The organism is Actinomadura sp. NBRC 104412 (assembly GCF_030269515.1).
Taxonomy (GTDB): domain Bacteria; phylum Actinomycetota; class Actinomycetes; order Streptosporangiales; family Streptosporangiaceae; genus Spirillospora.
The window spans coordinates 170779-194195 of the sequence record NZ_BSTM01000011.1; the positions used below are offsets into that span (position 1 = coordinate 170779).

General features: G+C 71.2%; 25 protein-coding genes and 1 tRNA gene. 19 read left to right on the plus strand and 7 right to left on the minus strand.

Features of this window, described 5'->3' with window-relative positions; all coding sequences use genetic code 11:
* Window positions 1-15: 15 nt before the first annotated feature.
* Window positions 16-807, minus strand: coding sequence for a 3-hydroxybutyrate dehydrogenase (locus QSK21_RS16490; protein WP_285696735.1), 792 nt, complete (start codon window positions 805-807; stop codon window positions 16-18).
* Window positions 808-943: 136 nt separating this feature from the next.
* Between QSK21_RS16490 and QSK21_RS16495 the strand changes: the two genes are divergently transcribed.
* From QSK21_RS16495 to QSK21_RS16505, 3 genes are all read left to right on the plus strand, one after another.
* Window positions 944-1891, plus strand: coding sequence for an alpha/beta fold hydrolase (locus QSK21_RS16495; protein WP_285696737.1), 948 nt, complete (start codon window positions 944-946; stop codon window positions 1889-1891).
* A gap of 37 nt (window positions 1892-1928) precedes the next feature.
* A complete protein-coding gene (locus QSK21_RS16500) occupies window positions 1929-2633 on the plus strand; it encodes a helix-turn-helix transcriptional regulator (RefSeq protein WP_285696738.1) in 705 nt (234 codons plus the stop codon).
* Window positions 2634-2850: 217 nt separating this feature from the next.
* Window positions 2851-3228 carry a VOC family protein gene (locus QSK21_RS16505; protein ID WP_285696739.1) on the plus strand — a complete coding sequence of 126 codons (378 nt, stop codon included), beginning with the start codon at window positions 2851-2853 and terminating at the stop codon, window positions 3226-3228.
* Between the two features lie 512 nt (window positions 3229-3740).
* Here QSK21_RS16505 and aceE read toward each other — a convergent pair.
* Window positions 3741-6527: a pyruvate dehydrogenase (acetyl-transferring), homodimeric type gene (aceE, locus tag QSK21_RS16510; protein WP_352231286.1), complete on the minus strand. Its 2787-nt coding sequence runs from the start codon at window positions 6525-6527 to the stop codon at window positions 3741-3743.
* A 345-nt stretch (window positions 6528-6872) separates the two neighbouring features.
* Here aceE and QSK21_RS16515 point away from each other — a divergent pair, with 345 nt between their 5' ends.
* The 6 genes from QSK21_RS16515 to QSK21_RS16540 all read left to right on the plus strand — a co-directional run bounded on the left by QSK21_RS16515 (window position 6873) and on the right by QSK21_RS16540 (window position 10817).
* A complete protein-coding gene (locus QSK21_RS16515) occupies window positions 6873-7085 on the plus strand; it encodes a DUF1918 domain-containing protein (protein ID WP_285696813.1) in 213 nt (70 codons plus the stop codon).
* Window positions 7086-7253: 168 nt separating this feature from the next.
* The gene (locus QSK21_RS16520) at window positions 7254-7661 is read left to right on the plus strand and encodes a secondary thiamine-phosphate synthase enzyme YjbQ (RefSeq protein WP_285696740.1); all 408 of its coding nucleotides are present in this window, start codon (window positions 7254-7256) and stop codon (window positions 7659-7661) included.
* Window positions 7662-7866: 205 nt separating this feature from the next.
* Window positions 7867-8295, plus strand: a complete 429-nt coding sequence (locus QSK21_RS16525; protein WP_285696741.1) for a DUF3052 domain-containing protein — start codon at window positions 7867-7869, stop codon at window positions 8293-8295.
* 302 nt (window positions 8296-8597) lie between these two features.
* Entirely contained in the window at window positions 8598-9077 is a 480-nt protein-coding gene (locus tag QSK21_RS16530; RefSeq protein ID WP_285696743.1) for a peroxiredoxin, read from the plus strand.
* A gap of 74 nt (window positions 9078-9151) precedes the next feature.
* Entirely contained in the window at window positions 9152-9508 is a 357-nt protein-coding gene (locus tag QSK21_RS16535) for a hypothetical protein (RefSeq protein WP_285696745.1), read from the plus strand.
* 193 nt (window positions 9509-9701) lie between these two features.
* Window positions 9702-10817, plus strand: a complete 1116-nt coding sequence (locus QSK21_RS16540) for a potassium channel family protein (RefSeq protein WP_285696746.1) — start codon at window positions 9702-9704, stop codon at window positions 10815-10817.
* Window positions 10818-11005: 188 nt separating this feature from the next.
* Here QSK21_RS16540 and QSK21_RS16545 read toward each other — a convergent pair whose 3' ends face one another.
* Window positions 11006-11971 (minus strand): phosphoribulokinase, encoded by a 966-nt coding sequence (locus QSK21_RS16545; protein WP_285696747.1) that lies wholly within the window; start codon window positions 11969-11971, stop codon window positions 11006-11008.
* Between the two features lie 159 nt (window positions 11972-12130).
* On the opposite strand from QSK21_RS16545, the gene QSK21_RS16550 reads away from it, so the two are divergent.
* Window positions 12131-12787 (plus strand): response regulator, encoded by a 657-nt coding sequence (locus QSK21_RS16550; protein WP_285696749.1) that lies wholly within the window; start codon window positions 12131-12133, stop codon window positions 12785-12787.
* The gene (locus tag QSK21_RS16555; RefSeq protein WP_285696751.1) at window positions 12784-13938 is read left to right on the plus strand and encodes a GAF domain-containing sensor histidine kinase; all 1155 of its coding nucleotides are present in this window, start codon (window positions 12784-12786) and stop codon (window positions 13936-13938) included. The genes QSK21_RS16550 and QSK21_RS16555 overlap by 4 nt, the downstream gene beginning before the upstream one ends.
* Here QSK21_RS16555 and QSK21_RS16560 read toward each other — a convergent pair.
* A complete protein-coding gene (locus QSK21_RS16560) occupies window positions 13904-15094 on the minus strand; it encodes a saccharopine dehydrogenase family protein (protein WP_285696752.1) in 1191 nt (396 codons plus the stop codon). The genes QSK21_RS16555 and QSK21_RS16560 overlap by 35 nt on opposite strands.
* 79 nt (window positions 15095-15173) lie before the next feature.
* Window positions 15174-16091, minus strand: coding sequence for a helix-turn-helix domain-containing protein (locus tag QSK21_RS16565; protein ID WP_285696755.1), 918 nt, complete (start codon window positions 16089-16091; stop codon window positions 15174-15176).
* Window positions 16092-16169: 78 nt separating this feature from the next.
* On the opposite strand from QSK21_RS16565, the gene QSK21_RS16570 reads away from it, so the two are divergent.
* A complete protein-coding gene (locus tag QSK21_RS16570; RefSeq protein ID WP_285696756.1) occupies window positions 16170-16325 on the plus strand; it encodes a hypothetical protein in 156 nt (51 codons plus the stop codon).
* On the opposite strand, the gene QSK21_RS16575 is transcribed toward QSK21_RS16570, so the two are convergent.
* On the minus strand, window positions 16322-17194 hold the full coding sequence (locus tag QSK21_RS16575; RefSeq protein WP_285696757.1) for a LysR substrate-binding domain-containing protein: 873 nt from the start codon (window positions 17192-17194) through the stop codon (window positions 16322-16324). The two genes, QSK21_RS16570 and QSK21_RS16575, sit on opposite strands and share 4 nt — an antisense overlap.
* Window positions 17195-17299: 105 nt before the next feature.
* Between QSK21_RS16575 and QSK21_RS16580 the strand changes: the two genes are divergently transcribed.
* The 6 genes from QSK21_RS16580 to glnII all read left to right on the plus strand — a co-directional run bounded on the left by QSK21_RS16580 (window position 17300) and on the right by glnII (window position 22448).
* On the plus strand, window positions 17300-18733 hold the full coding sequence (locus tag QSK21_RS16580; protein WP_285696758.1) for a form I ribulose bisphosphate carboxylase large subunit: 1434 nt from the start codon (window positions 17300-17302) through the stop codon (window positions 18731-18733).
* On the plus strand, window positions 18733-19152 hold the full coding sequence (locus QSK21_RS16585) for a ribulose bisphosphate carboxylase small subunit (protein WP_285696759.1): 420 nt from the start codon (window positions 18733-18735) through the stop codon (window positions 19150-19152). Before QSK21_RS16580 ends, QSK21_RS16585 begins: the two co-directional genes overlap by 1 nt.
* The gene (cbbX, locus tag QSK21_RS16590; RefSeq protein ID WP_285696760.1) at window positions 19149-20114 is read left to right on the plus strand and encodes a CbbX protein; all 966 of its coding nucleotides are present in this window, start codon (window positions 19149-19151) and stop codon (window positions 20112-20114) included. Before QSK21_RS16585 ends, cbbX begins: the two co-directional genes overlap by 4 nt.
* Before the next feature lie 88 nt (window positions 20115-20202).
* Window positions 20203-21114 carry a proteasome assembly chaperone family protein gene (locus QSK21_RS16595; protein ID WP_285696763.1) on the plus strand — a complete coding sequence of 304 codons (912 nt, stop codon included), beginning with the start codon at window positions 20203-20205 and terminating at the stop codon, window positions 21112-21114.
* 63 nt (window positions 21115-21177) lie between these two features.
* Window positions 21178-21249: transfer RNA gene (locus tag QSK21_RS16600), tRNA-Val, on the plus strand.
* Window positions 21250-21434: 185 nt separating this feature from the next.
* Window positions 21435-22448: a glutamine synthetase gene (gene glnII / locus QSK21_RS16605; protein ID WP_285696765.1), complete on the plus strand. Its 1014-nt coding sequence runs from the start codon at window positions 21435-21437 to the stop codon at window positions 22446-22448.
* 85 nt (window positions 22449-22533) lie between these two features.
* On the opposite strand, the gene QSK21_RS16610 is transcribed toward glnII, so the two are convergent.
* Entirely contained in the window at window positions 22534-22905 is a 372-nt protein-coding gene (locus QSK21_RS16610) for a DUF2203 domain-containing protein (RefSeq protein ID WP_285696767.1), read from the minus strand.
* Window positions 22906-23102: 197 nt separating this feature from the next.
* Between QSK21_RS16610 and QSK21_RS16615 the strand changes: the two genes are divergently transcribed.
* Window positions 23103-23399, plus strand: coding sequence for a hypothetical protein (locus QSK21_RS16615; RefSeq protein ID WP_285696769.1), 297 nt, complete (start codon window positions 23103-23105; stop codon window positions 23397-23399).
* Window positions 23400-23417 lie beyond the last annotated feature (18 nt).

The window sequence follows — 23417 nt, forward strand, 5'->3', positions numbered from 1 at the left end:
ATTTTCGGCATGCCGTCAATGCGCGGTCCACCCTCCGTCCATCGAGACCGACGCGCCGGTCACCATCGCCGCCGCCGGGCCGCACAGGTAGGCGACCAGCTCGGCGACCTCCTCCGGCTCGATCAGCCGCTTGACCGCCTCCCTCGCGAGCAGCACCTCCGAGGTCACCCGGTCCGGGGGCAGGCCGTGCACCCGCGCCTGATCCTCGATCTGCCCCTCGACCAGCGGCGTGCGGACGTACGCGGGACACACGCAGTTGGACGTGACCCCGTGCTCCGCCCCCTCCAGTGCCACCACCTTCGAGAACCCTTCAAGGGCGTGCTTGGCCGCCACGTACGCCGCCTTGTACGGCGAGGCCCGCAGCCCGTGCACGGACGAGATGTTGACGATCCGCCCCCAGCCCCGCTCGTACATCGCGGGCAGCCCCGCCCTGACCAGCCGGAACGGCGCCTCCAACATCACCCGCAGCATCCGCGAGAAGACCTCCGGCGGGAACGTCTCCAGCGGCGCCACATGCTGCATCCCGGCGTTGTTCACCAGGATGTCGGGCGAGCACTCGCGGGCCAGCGCCTCCGCCGCGTCCAGATCCGCCAGGTCCGCCACGACCGCCCGGGCGCGGCCCCCGCCCTCGCCGTCGATGGACTTCGCCGCCTCCTCGGCCGCCGCCGCCCGTATGTCGGTCACCACCACATCGGCCCCCGCGGACGCGAGCCGGCGCGCGCAGGCCAGGCCGATCCCGCCCGCCGCCCCGGTCACCAGCGCCGTGCGGCCCGAAAGGTCCGGGCTGCCGTCCAACTGGGATGTCATGGGCCGAACCTACGGAGAGTGAGGCGTCCCCTCCTATGGAGTGAGCCGACATAATCCGCCCACCTTCCATGTGGACGGGAACCGCGTCGCATACTGGGGCCACCGGCGATGGCGTACAGGCGCTACCGTCCTTCCCATGGCCGAGATCACCCATCGCTTCGTCGAGTCCACCAGCGGGCTGCGCATGCACATCGCCGAGGCCGGATCCGGCCCGCTCGTGCTGCTCCTGCACGGCTTCCCCGAATGCTGGTACTCCTGGCGGCACCAGCTCACCGCCCTCGCCGACGCGGGCTACCACGCCGTCGCACCCGACCAGCGCGGCTACGCCCGTACCGGCGGCCCCGCGGAGGCCGACCAGTACACGATCCACCACCTGGTCGGCGACGCCATCGGCCTGATCGACGCCCTGGGTCGGGAACAGGCCGTCGTCGTCGGGCACGACTGGGGAGCGCCGGTGGCATGGGGCGCCGCCCAGTTCCGTCCCGACCGGGTGCGCGGCGTCGCCTGCCTGTCGGTGCCGCACCGCCCCCGGTCGTCGCGCCCGCCCGTCCAGGCCATGCGGGAACTGTACGGGGACGACTTCTACATGGTGTACTTCCAGGAGCCGATCGTCCCGGAGGCCGAGTTCGACCGCGACAGGGCCGAGACGTTCCGCCGCATGCTGTACGCCGCGTCCGGGGACCTCGGCGTGCTCCCGTCCGTCCCCGAAGGCGGGGGGATGCTGTCGGACGTCGCACCCGGCGAGCTCTCGGGCTGGCTCACCGAGGACGACATCGCCGTCTTCGTCCGCGAGTACGAGGACGCCGGTTTCACCGGACCCCTCAACTGGTACCGCAACCTGGACCGCAACTGGGAGCTCACCGCCGCCTGGCACCGCGCCCCGATCACCCCGCCCGCCCTCTTCATCGGCGGCGACCGCGACCCCGTCCTGACCGGCGGCGGCCGGGCCGCGGCCGACCGCCTCGCCGACTTCGTCCCCAACCTCCGCGGCACCGTCTGGCTGCCCGGCTGCGGCCACTGGACCCAGCAGGAACGCCCCGCCGAGGTCAACAAGGCCCTGCTGGACTTCCTCGGCGGCCTGTGAGACGGAAACTGTCGGTGGCGGGGCGTACGGTCGCCGGGTGAACCGTACAGACCGGTTGTACGCCCTGGTGGAGGAGCTCCGGGCCGCCGCGCCGCGCCGGGTCAGCGCGCGCGAGCTCGCCGCCCGCTACGAGGTGAGCCTGCGAACGATCGAACGCGACATCGCCGCGCTACAGCAGGCCGGCGTCCCGATCTTCGCCGACGTGGGCCGGAACGGCGGCTACACCCTGGACCGGAGCCGCACGCTGCCACCGCTCAACTTCACCCCCGCCGAGGCCGTCGCCATCGCGATCATGCTGGGCCGCGCGGACGGCACCCCGTTCTCCCGCTCCGCCCGCACCGCCCTCCACAAGATCCTCAGCGTGATGTCGGCGGCCGACGGCGAGTCCGCCCGCGAACTGGCCGGGCGCATCGGGTTCCTCACCGACCCCGACTCCGACCGCCCCAGCTCCGTCCCCGCCGTCCTGGAGCAGGCGATGGCGGCCCGCCGCGTCGTGCGTCTGACCTATGTCGACAAGGACGGCGCGGAAACCGAACGCGACGTCGAACCGGTCGCCTTCAACGGCACCACCCACAACTGGTACCTGATCGCCTGGTGCCGCCTACGCCGCGACTCCCGAGTCTTCCGCGTAGACCGAGTTCGCCGCGCCTGCCTCCTGGAAGAAACCGCCCCCGACCGCCAGGTCCAGGACCACTGCGCCGCCCCACCCGACCACGTCCTCCGCCCCCTGGAGTTCATCTGACCCGCCAAAAGCCGCCCACCTACACCGAAGGCCCGCGCCCATCCTGGGCCAGCGCTGGTACGCCCGGTCTGGAGACAGAGCTGATCGCTACATCGAAGATCCGTTCGTAAACACCGACAGGGGGTTGTCGCGGGAGTGCCGGATCGTGGTGGTCGTACGCCACGGGGCTCACCGCTCCGGGTGGCGATCACCTGAGTCATCTGAAACGGAGGACATCATGCAGGCACCCCCCTACGACACCGTGAGCTGGTTCCAGATCGGCACCGACGACTCCGAGAGCGCACGGCGCTTCTACGGCGGCATGTTCGGCTGGAAGTTCACCCTCGACCCGGACGGCGACGGCTACGACCTGATCAACTACCCGGGCGCCGAGACCCCCAGCGGCGGCATCTCTTACGAGCCGGCCGGTGAGAACCACGCCATGTTCCTGGTGGTGGTCAAGGACGTCCGCGCCGCCTGTGCACAGGCCGAGAAGCTGGGTGGCAAGGTCGCCCTGGAACCCACGACCGGCCCCACCGGCCTGGTCTTCGCCTACCTGCAAGACCCCTCAGGCAACCGCTTCGGCGTCTTCACACCCCCGCCCGTCCAACCCTGACAGAGAGTACGAAGGGGGCTTCCGGAGCCAAGGGCTCCGGAAGCCCCCCTGCCGGTGGTCGTCATCACGGCCTACACCTCCGTGATCACGAACCGTCCGGCACCTCTCACCTGTTAATCGACCACCTCAGCCACCGCCCCAGCCCCGAACGGTCGCCCAGGCGTTGCGATCGCGTCCGAAGGCAGGGGCGAGCGCCAGCGAGACCCTGATCGCGCAGCGAGCCGCCAAGGCGAGTCGGAGCGATGCAGCGATCGCACGCGGTGCCGGAGAAGGAGGGCGCCCAGCGCCCGACGCCGCAGGCACCGCCAATAAGCACGCGTTGCGATCGCGTCCGGAGGCAGGTTCCGAGCCTGCGAGGAACCTGATCGCGCAGCGAGCCGCCAAGGCGAGTCGGAGCGATGCAGCGATCGCACGCGGTGCCGGAGAAGGAGGGCGCCCAGCGCCCGACGCCGCAGGCACCGCCAACAAACACAGAGGAGCGCCAGCGACGAGCGCAGCTCTCGCTTGCAAAACTACTCAGCTTCTCCTCCGGTGTTGCTTTCCGGGGAGCCGACGCCGCCGGCGAAGACGGTGCTGACGTCGGCGTTGAGTCGGTAGCGTTCGATGGCTTGTTGGAGGGTTTCTTGTTTGATGTCGCCGCGCCTGGCGAGTCGGGTGAGGACGGCGAGGACGATGGAGGGGGCGTCGACGTGGAAGAACCGGCGGGCGGCGGCTCGGGTGTCGGAGATGCCGAATCCGTCGGTGCCCAGTGAGGTGTAGTCGCCGGGGACCCAGGGTGCGATCTGGTCGGGTACGGCGCGCATGAAGTCGGAGGCCGCGATGATCGGGCCTGGCGCGTTGTCCAGGGCCCTGGTGACGTAGGGGACGCGCTGTTCCGAGTCGGGGTGCAGCAGGTTCCATTCGTCGCAGGCGCGGGCTTCGCGGGCGAGTTCGTTCCAGGAGGTGGCGGACCAGACGTCGGCGGCGACGCCCCAGTCCTCGGCGAGCAGGCGCTGTGCTTCGAGGGCCCATCGGCCGCCTACGCCGGACGCCAGGATCTGGGCCTTGGGCGCCTGGTCGTTGTCGGTCTCGGGGGCCGGGCGGAGCCGGTAGAGGCCCTTGAGGAGCCCGTCGACGTCGAGGTTCTCGGGTTCGGCGGGCTGCTGGTACGGCTCGTTGTAGACGGTCAGGTAGTAGAAGATGTTCTCGCCTTGCGGGTGTTCCTCGGAGGCCCCGTACATACGGCGAAGCGCGTCCTGCACGATGTGGGCCAGCTCGAACGCCCAGGCAGGGTCGTAGTGGACGCAGGCCGGGTTGGTGGCGGCGAGCAGGGGGGAGTGGCCGTCGGCGTGCTGGAGGCCCTCGCCGGTGAGGGTGGTGCGGCCCGCGGTGGCGCCGAGCAGGAAGCCGCGTCCCATCTGGTCGCCCAGGGCCCACATCTGGTCGCCGGTCCGCTGGAAGCCGAACATCGAATAGAAGATGTACACGGGGATCATGTGTTCGCCGTGTGTGGCGTACGAGGTGCCGGCGGCGATGACGGAGGCCATCGAGCCGGCCTCGCTGATCCCTTCGTGGAGCATCTGCCCGCTTTCGGATTCCTTGTAGGCGAGGAGCAGTTTGCGGTCGACGCCTTCGTAGGTCTGCCCGTGCGGGGAGTAGATCTTCGAGGTGGGGAACAGCGAGTCCATGCCGAACGTCCGGTACTCGTCCGGGGCGATCGGGACGAACCGCGCGCCGATGGTGGAGTCCTTGATCAGGTCCTTGAGCAGCCGGACGAACGCCATGGTGGTGGCGACGTTCTGCTTGCCCGAGCCCTTCTTCAGTTCGGCGTACACGGGGTCGCCGGGGAGTTTGAGCGGCTTGGCCCGTACGACGCGTTTCGGCAGGAACCCGCCCAGGGCGGCGCGCCGTTCGCGCATGTACTCGATCTCGTCGGAGTCCTCGCCCGGGTGGTAGTACGGCGGGAGTTCCTGCTCCAGGGCGGAGTCGGGGATGTCCAGGTAGAGCCGGTCCCTGAACTCCTTCAGCTCGGCCTTGGTGAGCTTCTTCATCTGGTGGGTGGCGTTGCGGGCCTCGAAGTCGGGGCCGAGCGTCCAGCCCTTGATCGTGTGGGCGAGGATGACGGTCGGCTGGCCGACGTGCTCGCGGGCGGCCTTGAACGCCGCGTACACCTTGCGGTAGTCGTGCCCGCCGCGCGACAGCTTGCGCAGGTCGTCGTCGCTGAGGTGCTCGACCATCTTGCGGAGCCGCGGGTCGTCGCCGAAGAAGTGGTCGCGGATGTAGGCGCCGGATTCCACGGTGTAGGTCTGGAACTGCCCGTCGGGCGTGGTGTTCATCTTGTTGACCAGGACGCCGTCGGCGTCCTGGGCGAGCAGCGGGTCCCAGTCGCGGCCCCACACCACCTTGATCACGTTCCAGCCGGCGCCGCGGAAGAACGACTCCAGCTCCTGGATGATCTTGCCGTTGCCGCGGACGGGGCCGTCGAGCTGCTGGAGGTTGCAGTTCACCACGAAGGTGAGGTTGTCGAGCTCCTCGCGGGCGGCCAGGCCGATGGCGCCGAGCGACTCGGGCTCGCCCATCTCGCCGTCGCCCAGGAACGCCCATACGTGCGAGCGCGAGGTGTCCTTGATCTTGCGGTTGTAGAGGTAGCGGTTGAACCGGGCCTGGTAGACCGAGTTGATCGCGGTGAGCCCCATCGAGACGGTGGGGAACTCCCAGAAGTCCGGCATCAGCCGCGGGTGCGGGTAGGACGAGAGGCCGCCGCCGGGGTGCGATATCTCCTGCCGGAACCCGTCGAGCTTCTCCTGCGGGAGCCTGCCCTCCAGGTACGCGCGGGCGTAGATCCCCGGGGCCGCGTGGCCCTGGATGAAGACCTGGTCGCCGGACTCGCCGTGGTCCTTGCCGCGGAAGAAGTGGTTGAAGCCGACCTCGTACAGGGAGGCGGCGGAGGCGTAGGTGGCGATGTGGCCGCCGACCCCCAGCTCGGGGCGGTTGGCCCGGGACACCATGATCGCCGCGTTCCAGCGGATGTAGGCGCGGATCCGGCGCTCGATGTGCTCGTCGCCGGGGAACCAGGGCTCCTTCTCCGGCGGGATGGTGTTGATGTAGTCCGTGCTGCGCAGGCCGGGCACCCCGACCTGCTGCTCGCGGGCCCGTTCGAGGAGCCGGAGCATCACGTAGCGGGCCCGGCTGCGGCCCTCGGTCTTGATCACCGTGTCCAGCGACTCCAGCCATTCCCTGGTCTCGTCCGGATTGATGTCCGGAAGCTGGCTGGGCAGGCCGTCACTGATGATCGAATAGCGTTGACGTCCGGAAGCCACGGGGTCCCCTCTGCGCTTACCGTTCTCTCCTGGTGAGACCGTCGCCCGCCCGGTGAGCCGGCGGCGGTCCCGCACGACCGTTGGCCGTCGTGGTGGTACGTGATCCCCATCGTCGCCGTTTATGACGGCTAACGCATCTCTACCAACCAGTAACCATTCTCCCCGGTCACAGGGGGTGCAAGCGTGCCCGGCGCGTTCCGTGTGGGGACATCGGGACGGGTATTCCGTCCGGGTTTGGAACCCCTCTTGGCCGAGCAGTCAACTCGTACGAAGGTAGAAGGCGGACAAGACCACCCGGACGGCCGCGGACGGTCAGCCGCGGCCACGCGCGCGCCTGGGGGAATGATGAACGCATCGGTCGGAGATCGTCTGCACGTCCACGGCAACACGGTGGGCGCGCCCGACAGGTCCGGAGAGATCGTCGAGGTGCGCGGCCGTGACGGCGGGCCGCCGTACGTGGTCCGCTTCGACGACGGGCACACCGGCATGGTGTTCCCCGGCCCGGACGCCGTCGTGGAGGCCCCGGCCTCCGCGCAGGGCTCCCGCGCCGACTCCTGACCCGCCCCGCGTGGGGAACCGCAGGAGCCGCCGGGCCGCCGGTCCATGGAGTGCCGCGCGTCCATGGAGCGTTCCGCGGGGAACGCCGGCGCGGGAGCGCGCCGGGGCCGGCCGCGCCCGGCGGAAGGGCGTGAATCCGCGATCCCCGATGGGGTAGACCTCGGAAGTATGAAGAGCACCGTTGTCCGAGTGACCACCGGGAGCCGGGAGGTCGTCCACGACATCACCTCCGAGTGCGAGAACTTCGCCTCGTCGGCCGGCGGGGACGGGCTGCTGCACGTGTTCGTCCCGCACGCCACCGCCGGCATCGCGCTGATCGAACTGGGCTCGGGCAGCGACGACGACCTGCTGGCCTCGCTGCGTGACCTGCTGCCCCCCGACGACCGGTGGCGCCACGCCCACGGCTCGCGCGGCCACGGCCGCGCCCACGTGCTGCCGGCGCTGGTGCCGCCGTACGCGACGCTGCCCGTGGTGGACGGGCGGCTGGCGTTGGGAACCTGGCAATCGGTGGCTTTGGTCGATCTGAATATCGACAATCCCGATCGTCAGGTACGGTTGACGTTTCTTGCGGGATGAGCGCGCATTGTTACGCTCGACGTGTGCGCAGTGACCGCCAGGACCGTTTCAGGGCCCATGAGGCCACCAAAAGCCGTGAAGACACTTGCGCTGGGGCCACTTACTTGTGTGGACTGTCCCGCAAAACACGAACCTGCGTGTCCGGGACGTCCCGCCGGCGGCCCGGAACCGCATCCGACGGGCTACCGACCATGGGAGGACTTTCGTGAGCGCGACCGCTGGTCAGGCGCAGTCTGAGCGCAGCCTGGCCGAACGGCTCGGCCTCAAGCCGGGCCAGGTGGTGCAGGAGATCGGCTTCGATGACGACGTCGACGAGGAACTGCGCGAATCCGTCGAGTCCGTCACGGGGAACGAGCTCGTCGATGAGGATTACGAGGATGTGGTCGACGTCGTGCTGCTGTGGTGGCGCGAGGACGACGGCGACCTCTTCGACGAACTCACCAACGCGATGGTGCCCTTGACCGGTGGCGGCCACATCTGGTTGCTGACGCCCAAGGCCGGGCGGGAGGGCCATGTGGAGCCCAGCGATATCGGTGAGGCGGCCCGTACCGCCGGGCTGGCCCAGACCAGCAGCGTCAGCGCCGCCCGCGAATGGTCGGGCACCCGCCTGGTCGCCCCGAAGGTCCGCAAGTAGTCCCGTCCGGGCGCGTCCGGTAGGCCACCGGCGCGCCCGACATGCCGGGAGGGTGGCTCGCGCCGGACACCGGGCGGGCCGCGGCCGGAGGCACGGTCGCCCTCGGCCGTCCCGTAACCGGCACGCGCCCGCCGCGGCGACGGGACGAGGTGGCAGACTGGCCGCTGTGGCGCCGGCCGGCGCCCGCCCCGCACGGCCGTGGGGGGTGAACGTTCGCCCCGCTCGCGGCGGGGACCGAACAGCGTCGCCCGCGGGGGCGCTGCCCAGACCCCCGGGGCTACGCCCGGTTTCAAGGAGAGGCATTGGCGGTTGAGGTAGGCGACGTCGCGCCGGACTTCGAACTGAAGGACCAGCACGGGACGCCGGTGAAGCTCGCGGACTTCCGCGGCGCCAAGAACGTCGTCCTGGTGTTCTACCCGCTGGCGTTCAGCGGCGTGTGCACGGGCGAGCTCTGCGCGATCCGCGACGAACTGCCCACCCTGGGGGCGGCGACCAAGGCGGGGAGCGCGGACGACGTCCAGGTGCTGGCCGTCTCCGTCGACTCGGTGTTCACGCTGCGGGCCTGGTCGGACCAGGAGAAGTACCAGTTCCCCCTGCTGTCGGACTTCTGGCCGCACGGTGGCACGGCGCAGCGGTACGGGGTCTTCGACGAGGAGCGGGGGGTCGCGCTGCGCGGCACCTTCATCATCGACACCGAGGGCACCGTCCGGTGGAAGGTGGTCAACGCCGTCCCGGACGCGCGCGACCTCGACGAGTACCGCAAGGCGCTCGCCGAGTTGTGAGCCCGCGGGCCGGGGCCGCCCGTCGTGCGCGGTCCCGGCCCGGCCAGCGTGGCCCATGCACCGTGGGAGGTGTGATGCCCTGCTTCCGATGCGGGGCGCGGCAGACCGACCCCGTCCGCGGCGCGAGCCCGTGGAAGCGCGGAGTCCGCGCCGACCGGCAGGTTCTGATCTGCCCTGACTGCCAGCAGGTCCCCGAGACGGCGGCGGCCCTCGACCGCTGTGTCGCGTGCGGCTCGCTGGCGCTGGGCTGCCGGCTGGGCGAGATCGAGTGCCGCGACTGCGGGCACACCCGCGAGGCGGTACGGGACGAGGGTGACGAGGGACGCCCGGTCGACCTGGTGCGTTCAGGGGCCCCTCCGTCCGACACCGGCCTCTCCGAAGAGGTCGCGGCGGCACTGACCCGCTTCTTCAAGAGGGCTCCCGGTAGCTGATCGTCAAGGGCACGGCGCCCCGACCGGCCTCAACCGGCCGCCGCGCCCGCCCTCTGCGCCCCGGTGCGGGGTTGACGTGCCGTTCGCAGCCTGCCAGCCTGCGACGCAACATTCGCGAGCGACGGATCGGTGGTCGCAGCGGAGACGTCGGGCGGTCGTGGATGACGAAGCGGGTGACGACGGGGGGCGGACGATGCCGATCGTCTTGAAGCGGCTGGTCCACCGGGTCGCCGCGCGTTCCTGGCGCCTCCCCGCGCTGGTGATGTTCGGCGCGGCGATCGTGGGCTGGCTGCTCATCGTGGCGTTCGAGAAGCCGGACGCCGAGATCAGGGACCCGCTGCACTACGTCTGGTACTTCTTCATCAGCGCCACCACCGTCGGTTACGGCGACCTCTACCCCGAGACGACCGGCGGCCGCGTCGGCGGCGTACTGGTGATCATGGCGGGCCTGACCGCGGGGCTGATGCTGTTCGCGGAGCTCACCCTCTGGATGGCGAAGGGCAGGACGATGAAGGCCAACGGCCGGGCCACGCTCCACCACCGCGGCCATATCGTGATCATCGGTTACGAGCGGGAGGGGCTGCGCGCGATCATCGGGCAGTTGCGCGCCGACCCGCACTTCGCCAGGACCCCCGTGGTCGCCGTCTTCTGGCCGGACCAGCTGTCCGGTGAGAACCCCGATCCGGACGTGTACGACGTGGTGCTCTTCGACGACACCGCCTTCGATCGGGCGGCCATGGCCGAGGCCCGCACCGTGCTGGTCATCGGGCACAACGACGACGAGACCGTCCGGGTCATGCTCAGCGTGAACGCGTTCCTGCGCAGGAACGGGGCGCACCCGGCGCAGCACCTGCTGGCGGGGGTTCACGACGGCGGCTCCCGGATGGAGATCAACGAGGCGCTGGCGCTGGTCGACCCCGACATCGAGCCGGTCGACATCGACGATCCCGCCGTCGTGGCGGTCGCGATCCGCAACCCCGGGGTCGCGCAGATCTACCACAACCTGGCCAGCACGCTCGACAGCGACTCCACCCTGTTCCGCGTCGACATCCCCGAGAACGCCGGCGAATGGCTCCGCCTGGACCTGGCGATCTTCCTGCTCCACCGCGGAAGCACGCTGCTCGCTGTGGGCGAGTCCCACCGCCCCAACGCCCGCTTCCGCCTCGCCGCCACGCCCGGCGAAACGGTCAGAGGCGGCCAGTCCCTGGCCATCGTCGCCCGCGACCGCCCGCAGATCCCCTGGAGCGAACTTCCGTCCACAGGTTCGACCCCCACGGACAAGGACCAGCAGGCCGCCGTCAGGGGATGAGCCGGGGTGCCGCCCTCTGGCGCCCACCGAGGCGGCCCCCCGGCTCGCCGCGGCCGCGCGGCCCGGAGACGTTGCCCGGGGCCTCCCCGCGCCGACCGCGGAAATCGGGGTTCTCTACGGACGCCGCGCGGGATGTGCCGTCACGGTGGATGGCGCGTGGAGCCGACGGCACACCCCGCCCGGCGGGATCACGCGGCTTGGCGGGTGTCCGCGTCCAGCAGGTGATAGAGCAGGAGGAGCTGGGTGATGGCCAGGGGGTCGCTGGTGCCGTGCTCGCCGAGCCGTCCCAGCGCCTCGGGGTTGAGGGCGCCGTCGCCGGCGTGGGGGCCCAGGCGCTCCCAGATGGCCTTCTTCACGACCTGTGATTCCTCGGGTGACACGTAGCCGTGGACGTGGAGGGCGTCCACGGGACGGCCGTCGGTGTCGCGGTGCAGGCGCAGGTGCATCGCGGTCTCCCCGCCCGGTTCGCCGACGACCGTGGCCAGGTCGGGATGGTCGATGGTGGGGCGTAGCAGCAGTTCGGCCGACAGCGGGGTTCCGGGCGGGTCGTGCCGTCCCTCGACGGGCGCGAACCTGACGACGATGTCGGCCCAGCGCCGCTGCGGGCGGATGTAGGCGGCGCTCTCCGGTTCCCGCCGCGCCAGCTCGGCCTTGACCTGTTCCGGGGTGTAGCCGCGCTTGTCGCAGTCGCGGCGGATCTTCCAGCTGTGCCGCAGCGGCTCGGGCGGGTCCAGGTAGACGGTGATGTCGAAGCAGGCCCGGGAGAGGCGGGTGTGCAGGGGCAGCAGGCCCTCGACGATGACGAAGTCGCGGGGTTCGACCAGCTCGGGCCGGACCAGCTCGCCGGTGGCGTGGTCGTACACCGGCTTGAGGATCGGCTCGCCCATCGACAGCAGTTGCAGGTGCTGCTCCATGATGTCGATGTGGTTGCAGGCGGGGTTGAGTGCGGTGAACGGCTTGCCCTTGCGTTCCGCGCGGTCGTAGCGGTGGTAGTCGTCCACGCACACGGCCGTCATCCGGTCCGCGCCGAGGCACCGTACGAGGCCCCGGGTCAGGGTGGTCTTGCCCGCCGCGCTGTCGCCGGCGATGGCGAGCATGACGGGGCGCCGCGCCGATCCCCGCGCCCGGAGCATGTGCACGATCCGATGGGGCATCCGAGTCCTCCGTCCGGCGGTCTTCGGTTGTCCGGGACGACGGTAGGACGGCCGTTCCGGCGACGCGTCCCCCGATCAGGGGAGTTCGCGGGTGATCCGGGGGAGACGGGCGGCGACCCGACCTACTCACCGGTAGTTTGCGATTGTTATCGTGCCTGGGTGGGAGCCCCTGTGCGCGTGGTCGTCGTCGACGACCACGAGATGATCCTTGCCGGGTTACAGGCGATGCTGGCCGGCTTCGCGGGGCGCGTGCGCGTCGTGGGGCAGGCGGGCACGGGCGCCGAGGCGACGCGGCTGGTGACGGCGTTGCGCCCGGACGTGGTGCTGCTGGACGTGCGGCTCGGTCCCGAGAGCGGCCTCGACCTGTGCCGTGTGATCACGGCTCGGGTGCCGGAGTCGCGGGTGGTGTTCCTGACGGTGTACGACGACGAGCAGTACGTCTTCGAGGCCCTGCGTGCCGGGGCGGGCGGCTACCTGCTCAAGCGGGTGGACGGGGCCGAGCTGGTGCGGCGGCTGGAGGAGGTCACGCGGGGGGAGACCGTGGTCGATCCGACCCTGGCGGGGCGGATGGCGGCGACCGCGGCCCGGCTGACGCGGGGCGAGTTCTGGCCGGGCGCCGGACGGGGCATCACCCAGCGTGAGAGCGAGGTGCTGTCGCTGCTGGTCGGCGGGCTGTCCAACAAGGCGATCGCGGCCCGGCTCGTGCTCAGCGAGGAGACGGTGAAGAGCCATCTGCGGGCGCTGTACCGGAAGCTGGAGGTCACCGACCGGTCCGCGGCCGTGGCCGTCGCCCTCCGCGAGGGGCTGTTCCGGTGACCACGCGCCCTTCTCCCGGCGAGGTGCGCCTGCCGGTGCGGCTCATGGACCGGGAGCTGCTGGTACGGATCGTGGCGGTGGCCTGCTCGGACCGGGAGCTTCCGGGCATGGCCGACGAGATCGCCGGGCTGGTCGTCGGCTCGGCACGGGACCTGGTGTCCTGCGAGGTGTACGTCCTGGACGGCGACGAGCGGGCGCTGACCCGCTCGGCCGGGCCGCCCGTCCCGCTGGGGGAGGGCGACGCGGGCTGGGTCGCCGCGCACGGGCGCCCGCGCGAGCACGCCGACGGCCGCGGTGTGGCGGTGCCGGTCCGCGGCGGGCGGCAGACGATCGCGGTGCTGGACGTGCGGTCGGCCGGCCCCTGCGACCCGCGGGACGCCGCCCTGGTCACCGCGCTGGCGGACCTGTTCGCGCCGGTGCTGTGCTCGTGCCGCCGGCTGCGCGCCGCGCGGGAACGTGAGCGCGCCGCCGAGCGGTTCGCCGAGCGGGCCGTCGAGGTGCAGGAGGCGGAGCGGTCCCGGCTCAGCAGGGAGATCCACGACGGCATCGCGCAGCGGCTGGCCGGGCTGGGCTTCCACCTGTCGGCGGCGGACGGCGCGCTGCCCGACCACCACCCGGAGGCGCGGGAGCAGATCAGGCAGGCGCGGCGGCTGTGCGAGCTGGCCGCGGCCGAGACCCGCGCGGCGATCGGCGGGCTGCGCCCGCCCGTCCTGGACGACCTGGGCCTGTCGGCGGCGCTGGCCACGCTCGCCCGCGAGGTCGGCGGACGCGCCGGGGACCTGGACGTCACGGTCGCCGTGACCGGGGAGCTGGAGGAGGCGCTGCCCGACCACGTCCAGACGGCGCTGTACCGGATCGCGCAGGAGGCGGTCGGGAACTGCGTACGGCACGCGTCCGCCTCGTCCGTCGACCTGCTCCTTGAGCACGACCACGACAGGGTGCGGTTGGTGGTGCGGGACGACGGCGTGGGCTTCACCCGGACCCGGGGGCGCCGCCCCGACACCTACGGGCTGCGGGGCATGGCCGAGCGGGCCGAGCTGCTGGGCGGCCGGGTCACCGTGAGCAGCCGTCCGGGCGTCGGGACGACCGTCGAGGCGGTGGTCCCCGTCCCCTCGGCTAGTCCCCCGGCTCCGGCGGAACGATCTCCCTGAAGGTGATCCCGGCGCGCTGAAGCCGTCCGATGAGGGCGCCGCCCATGGCGGTGGCGGTGGTGACCTGGCCCGCGGTCTCGGGCAGGTCGTCGTGGGCCATGCACAGCGCCGACTCGGCCAGCATCTTCGCGGTCTCGCCGTATCCGGGGTCGCCGCCCGCGACCTCGGTCACGACGCTCTCGCCGCCGCCCTCGCCGACGAACGTCGCGCGGAACCAGCTACGTTCGCGCTGTTCCGCCGACGGACCCTCGCCGGGCGCGGTGGCCAGGCGTTCCAGCAGCGCGCGGGTGGGCGGTAGCTGCGCCAGGGTGGCGGCGACCCCTACGCCGGCGGCCAGGCCCGCGGCGGACGCCAGCCGCCGCGTCGCCAGATACTGCCCGTAGGTGAAGTCGGGACCGTAGCGGTCCAGCGCCGCGGCGGAGCGGGCCACCACCTGCGGGTCCACCGTGCTCATCGGCAGCGTCCAGCCCTTCACCCGCGTGCGGGGCCTGGGACGCCGCGCGAGGCGTATGCGGCGGTTCTCCGGCCGGGGCTCGATCTCCCGCCGCTCACGCTCGGCCCGCGCCATCCCGCGCAGGTCGGAGACGACGGCGAGCGCCGAATGCGCCGTCCCGCCGGAAAAGCTCGCGCTCAGCCGCATGAAGCATTCCACGCGCAGCGGCACACCTTCCGGCAGCTTCTGGACGGTGAACAGCGTGCCCAGGTCGGCGGGGATGGAGTCGAACCCGCACGCGTGCACGAGCCTGGCCCCGCTCCGTACCGCCTCCGCGTGGTACTTGACGTACATCCGGTTGACGAACGTGGGCTCGCCGGTCAGGTCCAGGTAGTCGGTGCCCGCCTTCGCGCACGCGGCCACCAGCGGCTCGCCGTACCTGACGTACGGCCCGACGGTGCTGACGACCACCCTGGACGCGCGCGCGACGTGCTCCAGCGACGCGACGTCGGTGCTGTCGGCGTGCAGCAGCGGCAGTTCCTTCAGCGTCGGGTCGGCGGCGGCGAGCCGCCGGCGGGTCGCCTCCAGCTTCGCCGGATTGCGTCCCGCCAGCGCCCAGCGGGTGCCCGGCGGCGCGTGCAGGGCCAGGTAGTCGGCGGTCAGGCCGCCCGTGAACCCGGTGGCCCCGAACAGCACGATGTCGTACGGACGGTCGGCACTCACTCTCGGCCCTCTCGATGGACTCGAACCGGATTCTAGGGGAAGCCGGAGCCGTGCCTTTCAGCGGCGCGTCAGGGGCGCGTCAGCGGCGCGCCTGGGCGCGCAGGGCCTCGGCGAGCCAGGCGAAGTCGGCGGAACGCGAGGGTGGCACGGGCTTCCCGGCGACGATGGCCAGGAGCCGCCAGTACCGCTCCATCGCCGGTGCCGACGACGCCTCCAGCCGCTCCAGGACCGCCTCGCGGTCGGCGGAAGGGCCCAGCAGCCGGTCGACGACCTCCGCGGCCTGCGGTGATCCGGGGGCGACCCCGGCCTCCCTCGCCGGACCCACCAGGCCCGTGACCTTCTTGGCGAACCACAGGAAGGCGCCGGGCTCGCTCCCCGGCCCCTCCTTCGGACGTCCCGCCGCGTTCTGCTCGGCCACGCGGCGCGCGGTGGCCCGGAAGTCCGGGTCCGCCACCAGGTCGGCGAGCTCCACCCAGGCGTCCACCTGCTCGGGCGTGGGGTCGTCGGGCAGGTCCACCGGCACCCGCATGCGTTCGGGAAGCCGCGGGTCGGCGTCCACGTCGCCGAACACGTCCCGGACGAAGTCCTCGATGATCTGCCGGCGTTCCTCCGCCGACAGCCGCGCGAGCTTGTGCAACAGGGCCATCTCCTTCAGTGGTGATCTTCTCTTGGCGACGGCGCCGAGCACGGCCCGGCGCAGCCGCAACGTGCGCATCTGCGCGTCCAGCGCCTTGAGGTGGACGGCCGCCACATCGGCGACCGCGACCTCCCGTTCCAGCACACGCCGCACGTCGTCCAGGCCGAGGCCCAGTTCGCGCAGCGTGCTGATCAGCTCGGCCCGTGCCACGGACTCCGCGTCGTACAGGCGGTAACCGCCCTCGCTGCGCCCTGCGGGCGGCAGCACCCCGACGTCCGACCAGTGCCGGATCGTGCGTACCGGCAGCCCGGTCCGCCGCGAGAACTGGCCGATGGTGAGGGCGACGTCGGGATCGGTCATGCCGATGAGTGTGGACCTTCCGGTGGCCGGAGACTCAAGCCGGAGCCCGCGTAGACTTCCGGTCATCGGGGGTGGAGCATGGGCGTGCTGGCCGTGTCGTTGGACGTCGCGGCGTTGCTGGTGGCCGGGTGGGCGCGGGTCGCGCCGCCCAGGGTGTGGAGCCGGACCGGGCTGTTCATGGTCGCGGGGAGCCTGGCGCTGCTCTCGGTGGCCGTCTGGCTCGCGTCCGGCTAGGGGCGTGGAGCGGTCCAGCCGGGGGCGTCCAGCAGGTGCTCGACGAACAGCAGCGTGGTGGGCGTGGGGGTCGCGCCGGACACCGCGTGCCAGGGCCGGTCGAGGGGCGTTCCGGGCGCGTCCACGATGACCAGGCGGCCGGTGGCGAGTTCGGTGCCGATCGCGTCCCGGGAGACCAGCGTCACGCCCAGCCCGGCGGCGGCGCCCGCGATGACGGCGCCGTTCGAGCCCAGGACCAGGCTGGGCGGGGTCGCGTCCCGTTCCGCGAGGTAGGTCTCGGCCGTCGCGCGGACGCCCGACCCCGGTTCGCGCATCACCCACGGGGTCGTGGCCAGGGAGAACCCCGCCGCCAGGGCGGGTGAGCCCACGACCACGAGCTCGTTGCGCCGCCGGGCCAGGACCGTGGTCGCCGAGCCCGCGGGCGGGCGTCCCGCCAGGACGAGGTCGGCCTTGTGGGCGGCGAGGCTGCCCCAGACCTGGCGGCTCGGGCCCACCTCCAGGGCCAGCTCCACGTGGGGGAAGCGGGCTCGGAACGCGGCCAGCAACTCGGGGAGCACCTGGTCGGCGGCGGTGGTGACGGCGGCCAGGCGGAGCGTCCCACGGGCCGGATCGGCCGCGCCGCGCGCCGCGGCGCGCCCCTGTTCGAGCAGGCCCAGGACCTGCCGGGCGTACGCGGCGTAGACGGTTCCGGCGGGTGTCAGGCGCAGGCCGCGGCCCTCCTTCCGAACGAGGGTGACGCCCAGCTCGCGGGCGAGCGCGGCCACCGACGCCGAGACCGCGGACTCGGTGACGTAGAGACGGCGGGCCGCCTCCCGTACCGAACCGGTGTCGGCGAGCGCGGTGAAGGTGCGGAGTCGTGCCTCGGTCATGGTCCCGATTCTTGAGTGATTACTTGATTATAGGCGCCGAACACTTGATGGACATGGCAAGTATCCGCCCGGCACGCTGGAAGCGTCGACAGGACGGAGGGGACGATGAGCGCGGGCAGATGGGCGGCGGGCGTGATCCCGTACGCGGAGATGGGCTACTGGCGCCCGGACTACCGGCCGAAGGACAGCGACATCCTGGCCGCCTTCCGGATCACCCCGCAGCCGGGCGTCCCGCCGGAGGAGGCGGGCGCGGCCGTGGCGGGCGAGTCCTCCACCGCCACCTGGACGGTGGTGTGGACCGACCGGCTCACCTCGTACGAGAACTACCAGGCCAAGTGCTACCGCGTGGACCCCGTCCCGGGGCAGGACGACCAGTTCATCGCCTCCATCGCCTACGACCTCGACCTGTTCGAGGAGGGGTCGATCGCGAACCTGACCTCGTCGATCATCGGCAACGTGTTCGGGTTCAAGGCCCTCAAGGCGCTGCGGCTGGAGGACATGCGCATCCCGCCGCACTACGTGAAGACGTTCCAGGGCCCCGCGCACGGGATCGTCATGGAACGCGAGTACCTGGGGAAGTTCGGCCGCCCCCTGCTCGGCGCCACGGTCAAGCCGAAGCTGGGGCTGTCGGCCCGCAACTACGGGCGCGTCGTGTACGAGGCGCTGCGCGGCGGCCTGGACTTCACCAAGGACGACGAGAACATCAACTCCCAGCCGTTCATGCGCTGGCGCGACCGCTTCCTGTACTGCATGGAGGCCGTCACCAAGGCACAGGCCGCCACCGGCGAGATCAAGGGTCACTACCTCAACGTGACCGCCGGCACGATGGAGGCGATGTACGAGCGGGCCGAGCTGGCCAAGGAGCTCGGCAGCGTCATCGTGATGATCGACCTGACGGTCGGATACACGGCGATCCAGTCCATGGCGCGCTGGGCACGGGCCAACGGCGTGCTGCTGCACCTGCACCGCGCGGGGCACTCCACGTACACGCGGCAGAAGAACCACGGGGTCAGCTTCCGGGTGATCGCCAAGTGGATGCGGCTGGCCGGGGTGGACCACATCCACGCCGGGACGGTCGTCGGCAAGCTGGAGGGCGACCCCAACAGCGTCGCCGGCTTCTACGACACGCTCCGGCTCGACAAGATCGCCGCCGATCCTGTGAAGGGGCTGTACTTCGACCAGGAATGGGCGTCCCTGCCCGGCTGTATGCCGGTCGCGTCCGGCGGCATCCACGCCGGTCAGATGCACCAGCTCCTGCACTATCTGGACGAGGACGTGGTCCTTCAGTTCGGCGGCGGCACCATCGGGCATCCCATGGGGATCGCGGCGGGCGCCACGGCCAACCGGGTCGCGCTGGAGGCCATGATCAAGGCGCGGAACGAGGGGCGCGACTTCCTCGCCGAGGGCCCCGACATCCTGCGGGCCGCCGCCAAGCACAGCCGTGAGCTGGACGTGGCCCTCTCCACCTGGGGCGACATCACCTTCACCTACGAGTCCACCGACACGCCGGACGTCGTCGAGACCCCTGTGAGCAGCTGATGCGGATCACCCAAGGGACCTTCTCCTACCTGCCCGACCTCACCGACGAGGAGATCGCCGCGCAGGTCGCCTACGCCCTCGGCAAGGGCTGGCCGTGCTCGATCGAGTTCACCGACGACCCGCATCCGCGCAACTCGTACTGGGAGATGTGGGGGCTGCCGATGTTCGACCTCACCGACCCGGCGGGCGTCCTGTACGAGCTGAACGAATGCCGGAGGGCCTACCCGGACCACTACATCCGGTTGAACGCCTACGACGCCGGCTACGGCAGGCAGACCACGGCGCTGTCGTTCATCGTCCAGCGCCCGGCCGAGGAGCCCGGCTTCCGGCTGGACCGCGAGGAGACCTCCGACCGGCGCGTCCGCTTCCGCCTCCACCCGTACGCCCTCGACCGTCCGCAAGGTGACCGCCACCGATGAGCGAACGCCCCGGATTCGGCATGCGTCGCGGATCGTCCGGCAACGGGTCCGTCCCCGCTGTGGCGGAGCCGTTGCCGGGCCCGGCGCCGCTTCCCCCCGGCGCCCGGATCGACCTGGGGAGGGAGCGCGCCGACTCGCGCATCGACGAGGTCCTGGACGCCCTGGACACCGAGCTGGTCGGCCTGCGCCCGGTCAAGACCAGGATCCGCGAGATCGCGGCCCTCCTCCTGGTCGACCGTGCCCGCGCCCGCTTCGGCATCGACTCGGGACGGCCCAACCTGCACATGTGCTTCACCGGCGGCCCCGGGACGGGCAAGACCACGGTCGCCACCAGGCTCGCCGAACTCCTCCACCGCCTCGGCCACATCCGCCAGGGCCACCTGGTCGCCGTCACCCGCGACGACCTGGTCGGCCAGTACGTCGGCCACACCGCTCCCAAGACCAAGGAGGTCCTCAAGCGGGCCATGGGCGGCGTCCTGTTCATCGACGAGGCGTACTACCTGTACCGGGCCGAGAACGAGCGCGACTACGGGCAGGAGGCCATCGAGATCCTGCTCCAGGTCATGGAGAACCGGCGGGACGATTTGGTGGTCGTCCTGGCGGGCTACAAGGACCGGATGGACGCCTTCTTCTCGTCCAATCCCGGCATGAGCTCCCGCATCGCCCACCACATCGACTTCCCCGACTACGAGCCCGGCGAACTGGAGGAGATCGGCCGCCTGATGATGTCCCGCGACGGCTACCGCCTCGCGCCCGAGACGGAACCCGTCTTCCGCGACTACCTCGAACGGCGCCGCGCACGGCCCCGCTTCGCCAATGCCCGGTCCGTCCGCAACGCCATCGAACGCGCCCGCCTGCGCCACGCCGAGCGCCTGATGGCCCGGGGCGGCGAGGTGACCAGGGAAGAACTGACCACCCTGCACCCCGAGGACTTCCAGCACAGCCGGGTCTTCGCCCACTGAACCCCCGTCCGCCGCCCCGCATGGGAATCGGAAGGCAGAACAAAGGCTTTAGTCTGGAGACTGCCTACTTGACGATGTGGGGGAGACGGTGCTGAACCCTGAGGATCTGTACGAGCTGGACCCGGACCTGCCCCCGCTGGCCGGGCCGGTACTGCTGCACAGCCTCGACGGCTTCGTGGACGCTGGCGCCACCGCCAGGCTCGTCCGCGAGCACCTGCTGGACTCCCTGGAACATCGGGTGGTGGCCCGCTTCGACGTGGACTCACTGATCGACTACCGGGCCCGCCGCCCGCTGATGACCTACGACCGCGACCACTGGGCCTCCTACGACGCCCCCGAACTGGTCGTCCACCTGCTGCGTGACGAGGCCGGCAGCCCGTTCCTGATGCTCACCGGCCCCGAGCCCGACCGGCTCTGGGAGGGTTTCGCCGCGGCCGTCCGCACCCTGGTCAAGCGGCTGGACGTCAGCCTGGTCGTCGGCTTCCACGGGATCCCGATGGGCGTGCCGCACACCCGTCCGGTCGGGATGACCTCGCACGCCACCCGGCCCGAGCTGGTCACCAAGAGCTCCTGGTTCGACAAGGTGCAGGTCCCCGGCAGCGCCGCGGCCCTGCTCGAACTGAGGCTCGGCGAGTCCGGCCACGACGCGATCGGCTTCGCCGTCCACGTCCCGCACTACCTGTCGCAGTCCGCCTACCCGGCCGCCGCCCTCGCCGCCCTGGACGCCGTCGTCAACGCCACCGGCCTCGTCCTGCCCACCGCGGCCCTGCGGGACGCCTCCGCCAAGACCGACGCGGAGATCGCCGAGCAGGTCTCCGGCAACGAGGAGGTCGAGAAGGTCGTCCGCGCCCTGGAACAGCAGTACGACGCCTTCGCCGGCGCCGCCGAACGCGAAAGCCTCCTCGCCGAATCCCAGGACATGCCGACCGCCGAGGAACTGGCCGCCCAGTTCGAACGCTTCCTGGCCGAACAGGACGGCCCCGACTCGACCCAGCCCTGATCCCGCCCCCATAACCGCTTCGCGCACCCACCCAAGAACCGGGTACGCTTTCCCGGTCAAGACGGGCGCGTAGCTCAGGGGTAGAGCACTCGCCTTACAAGCGAGGGGTCGCAGGTTCGAGCCCTGCCGCGCCCACCCAGCTCAGAGCCGTGGCCAGCACACCCAGGCCACGGCTCTACGCATGTGGGGTGTGAGCCGGGTCTCGCCGTGTTTTGGCTGGTCAGGGGTTATGTAACGTGCCGTTCACACAAGGGCAACAGGTCCGAAATGCCTGGTTGGAACGCTCGTAGCGGCCGATCTTCGAGGAAAGGGACCTGACGTTGAGCTATAAGGCCGAGTACATCTGGATCGACGGCACCGAGCCCACCGCCAGGCTCCGTTCCAAGACCAAGATCCTTGCCGATGGCGCCGAGCCGGGGGACTGGGGCTTCGACGGCTCCAGCACCAACCAGGCGCCCGGCGACAATTCGGACTGCGTGCTCAAGCCGGTCTTCATCTGCCCGGACCCGATCCGCGGCGGCGACGCCAAGCTGGTGCTCTGCGAGGTCTTCCTGGTGGACGGCACCCCGCACCCGACCAACACGCGGGCGAAGCTGCGTCCGGTCGCCGAGCGGTACGCGGCGCAGGACTCCTGGTACGGCATCGAGCAGGAGTACACCTTCTTCAAGGCGGGCCGCCCGCTCGGCTTTCCCGAGCGCGGCTTCCCCGCGCCGCAGGGCTTCTACTACTGCGGTGTGGGCGCCGACGAGGTGTTCGGCCGCGAGATCGTGGAGCGGCACCTGGACGCATGCCTGGAGGCGGGCCTGAAGGTCTCCGGCATCAACGCCGAGGTCATGCCCGGCCAGTGGGAGTTCCAGATCGGCCCGGCGGGGCCGCTGGAGGTCGCCGACCACCTGTGGACGGCGCGCTGGCTGCTGTACCGGATCGCCGAGGAGTACGACGTCGCCGCGACCCTCGACCCCAAGCCGGTGGAGGGCGACTGGAACGGCGCCGGCGCGCACACCAACTTCTCCACCAAGGCGATGCGCGAGAACTACGACGCGATCATCACCGCCTGCGAGGCGCTGGCCGCGAAGGCGCAGGAGCACGTGGCCGCCTATGGCGCCGACATCGAGCGCCGCCTGACCGGGATGCACGAGACCGCCCCGTGGAGCGAGTTCAGCTACGGCGTCTCCGACCGCGGCGCGTCGGTGCGGATCCCGTGGCAGGTCGAGCTGGACAAGAAGGGCTACATCGAGGACCGCCGTCCGAACGCCAACGTGGACCCGTACGTGGTGACCCGCATGATCACGGGCACCTGCTGCGAGGCGCTGGAGAAGGCCGGGCAGGTCTAGCACGAGCCGCCGCGCCGGTCGTCGCCGGTGCGGGACGGACCCAGGGGATCCCGGGGCGGGGCGCTTCCGGGATCCCCTGACCAGTTCAGGGGAGTGGACGGCGTCCGGCGAAGCCCAGGTCGGTGCGGTGGTACCAGGCCAGTTCCGTGTCGCCTTCCAGCCAGCACAGGCGGACCGAGCGGCCGTCCAGGACCGACGGGAAGTCGATGAGGAAAGGGGTCAGCCCCTTGACCTCGATGCCCCGCTCGGTGAACCAGGCGATCTCCTCGTCCAGCCGTGCCTCGGTGGCCTTGACCTCCGGGATGCCGCCGCGTTCCGAGGTGCCGCGCACCCGCAGGTCGAGGGTGAGCTCCGCGAGGTCGGCGCGCAGCCGGACGATCTCGGCCGCGTGCTCGCGCACCTCGGGGATCATGGCGCGCGCCTCCTCCACGGTGAACTCACGCTCGGCGCCGTTCATGCTCGCTCCCGGGCTCGGTGGTGACGACCGTCCGCAACGTTACTCAGGTGTGGCAGGACGGCCGCCAGACGGTATCCCACTTGTCAGGGTTTTTCCCGATATGTAGGGATCGTTCCCGGGGACAATGTGAACGCAGGGCGGGGAACCGGCGTCCACCGCAACGGGGGTGCCCCGCCCGGAGGGGAAGGCGCGCGACGATGAGCGATCCGACCGTGCCCGAACGGGCGAGCGCCCTGTTCGTCTCCCGGCTCCAGGCGTCCCGGTGTCCCAGTGCCGGGGAGGTCAGGGCCGTGGTGGAGGCGGAGCTGGCCGCCGGGACCGGAAATTGTATGGCCTGCGTGGCCCAGGAGGCGGGCGACCATCCGGAGATCTACCTGCCGCGGATGCGGTGGGCTCTGCGTGCGGTCGCCCAAGCCTACGCGGCGCAGGCGCAGCCCAATGGAACGCAGGTGGAAATGGAGCCGGAACCGCCCTACGCGGCGGGCGTCCCGTAAAAGTCCACAAAACATCTG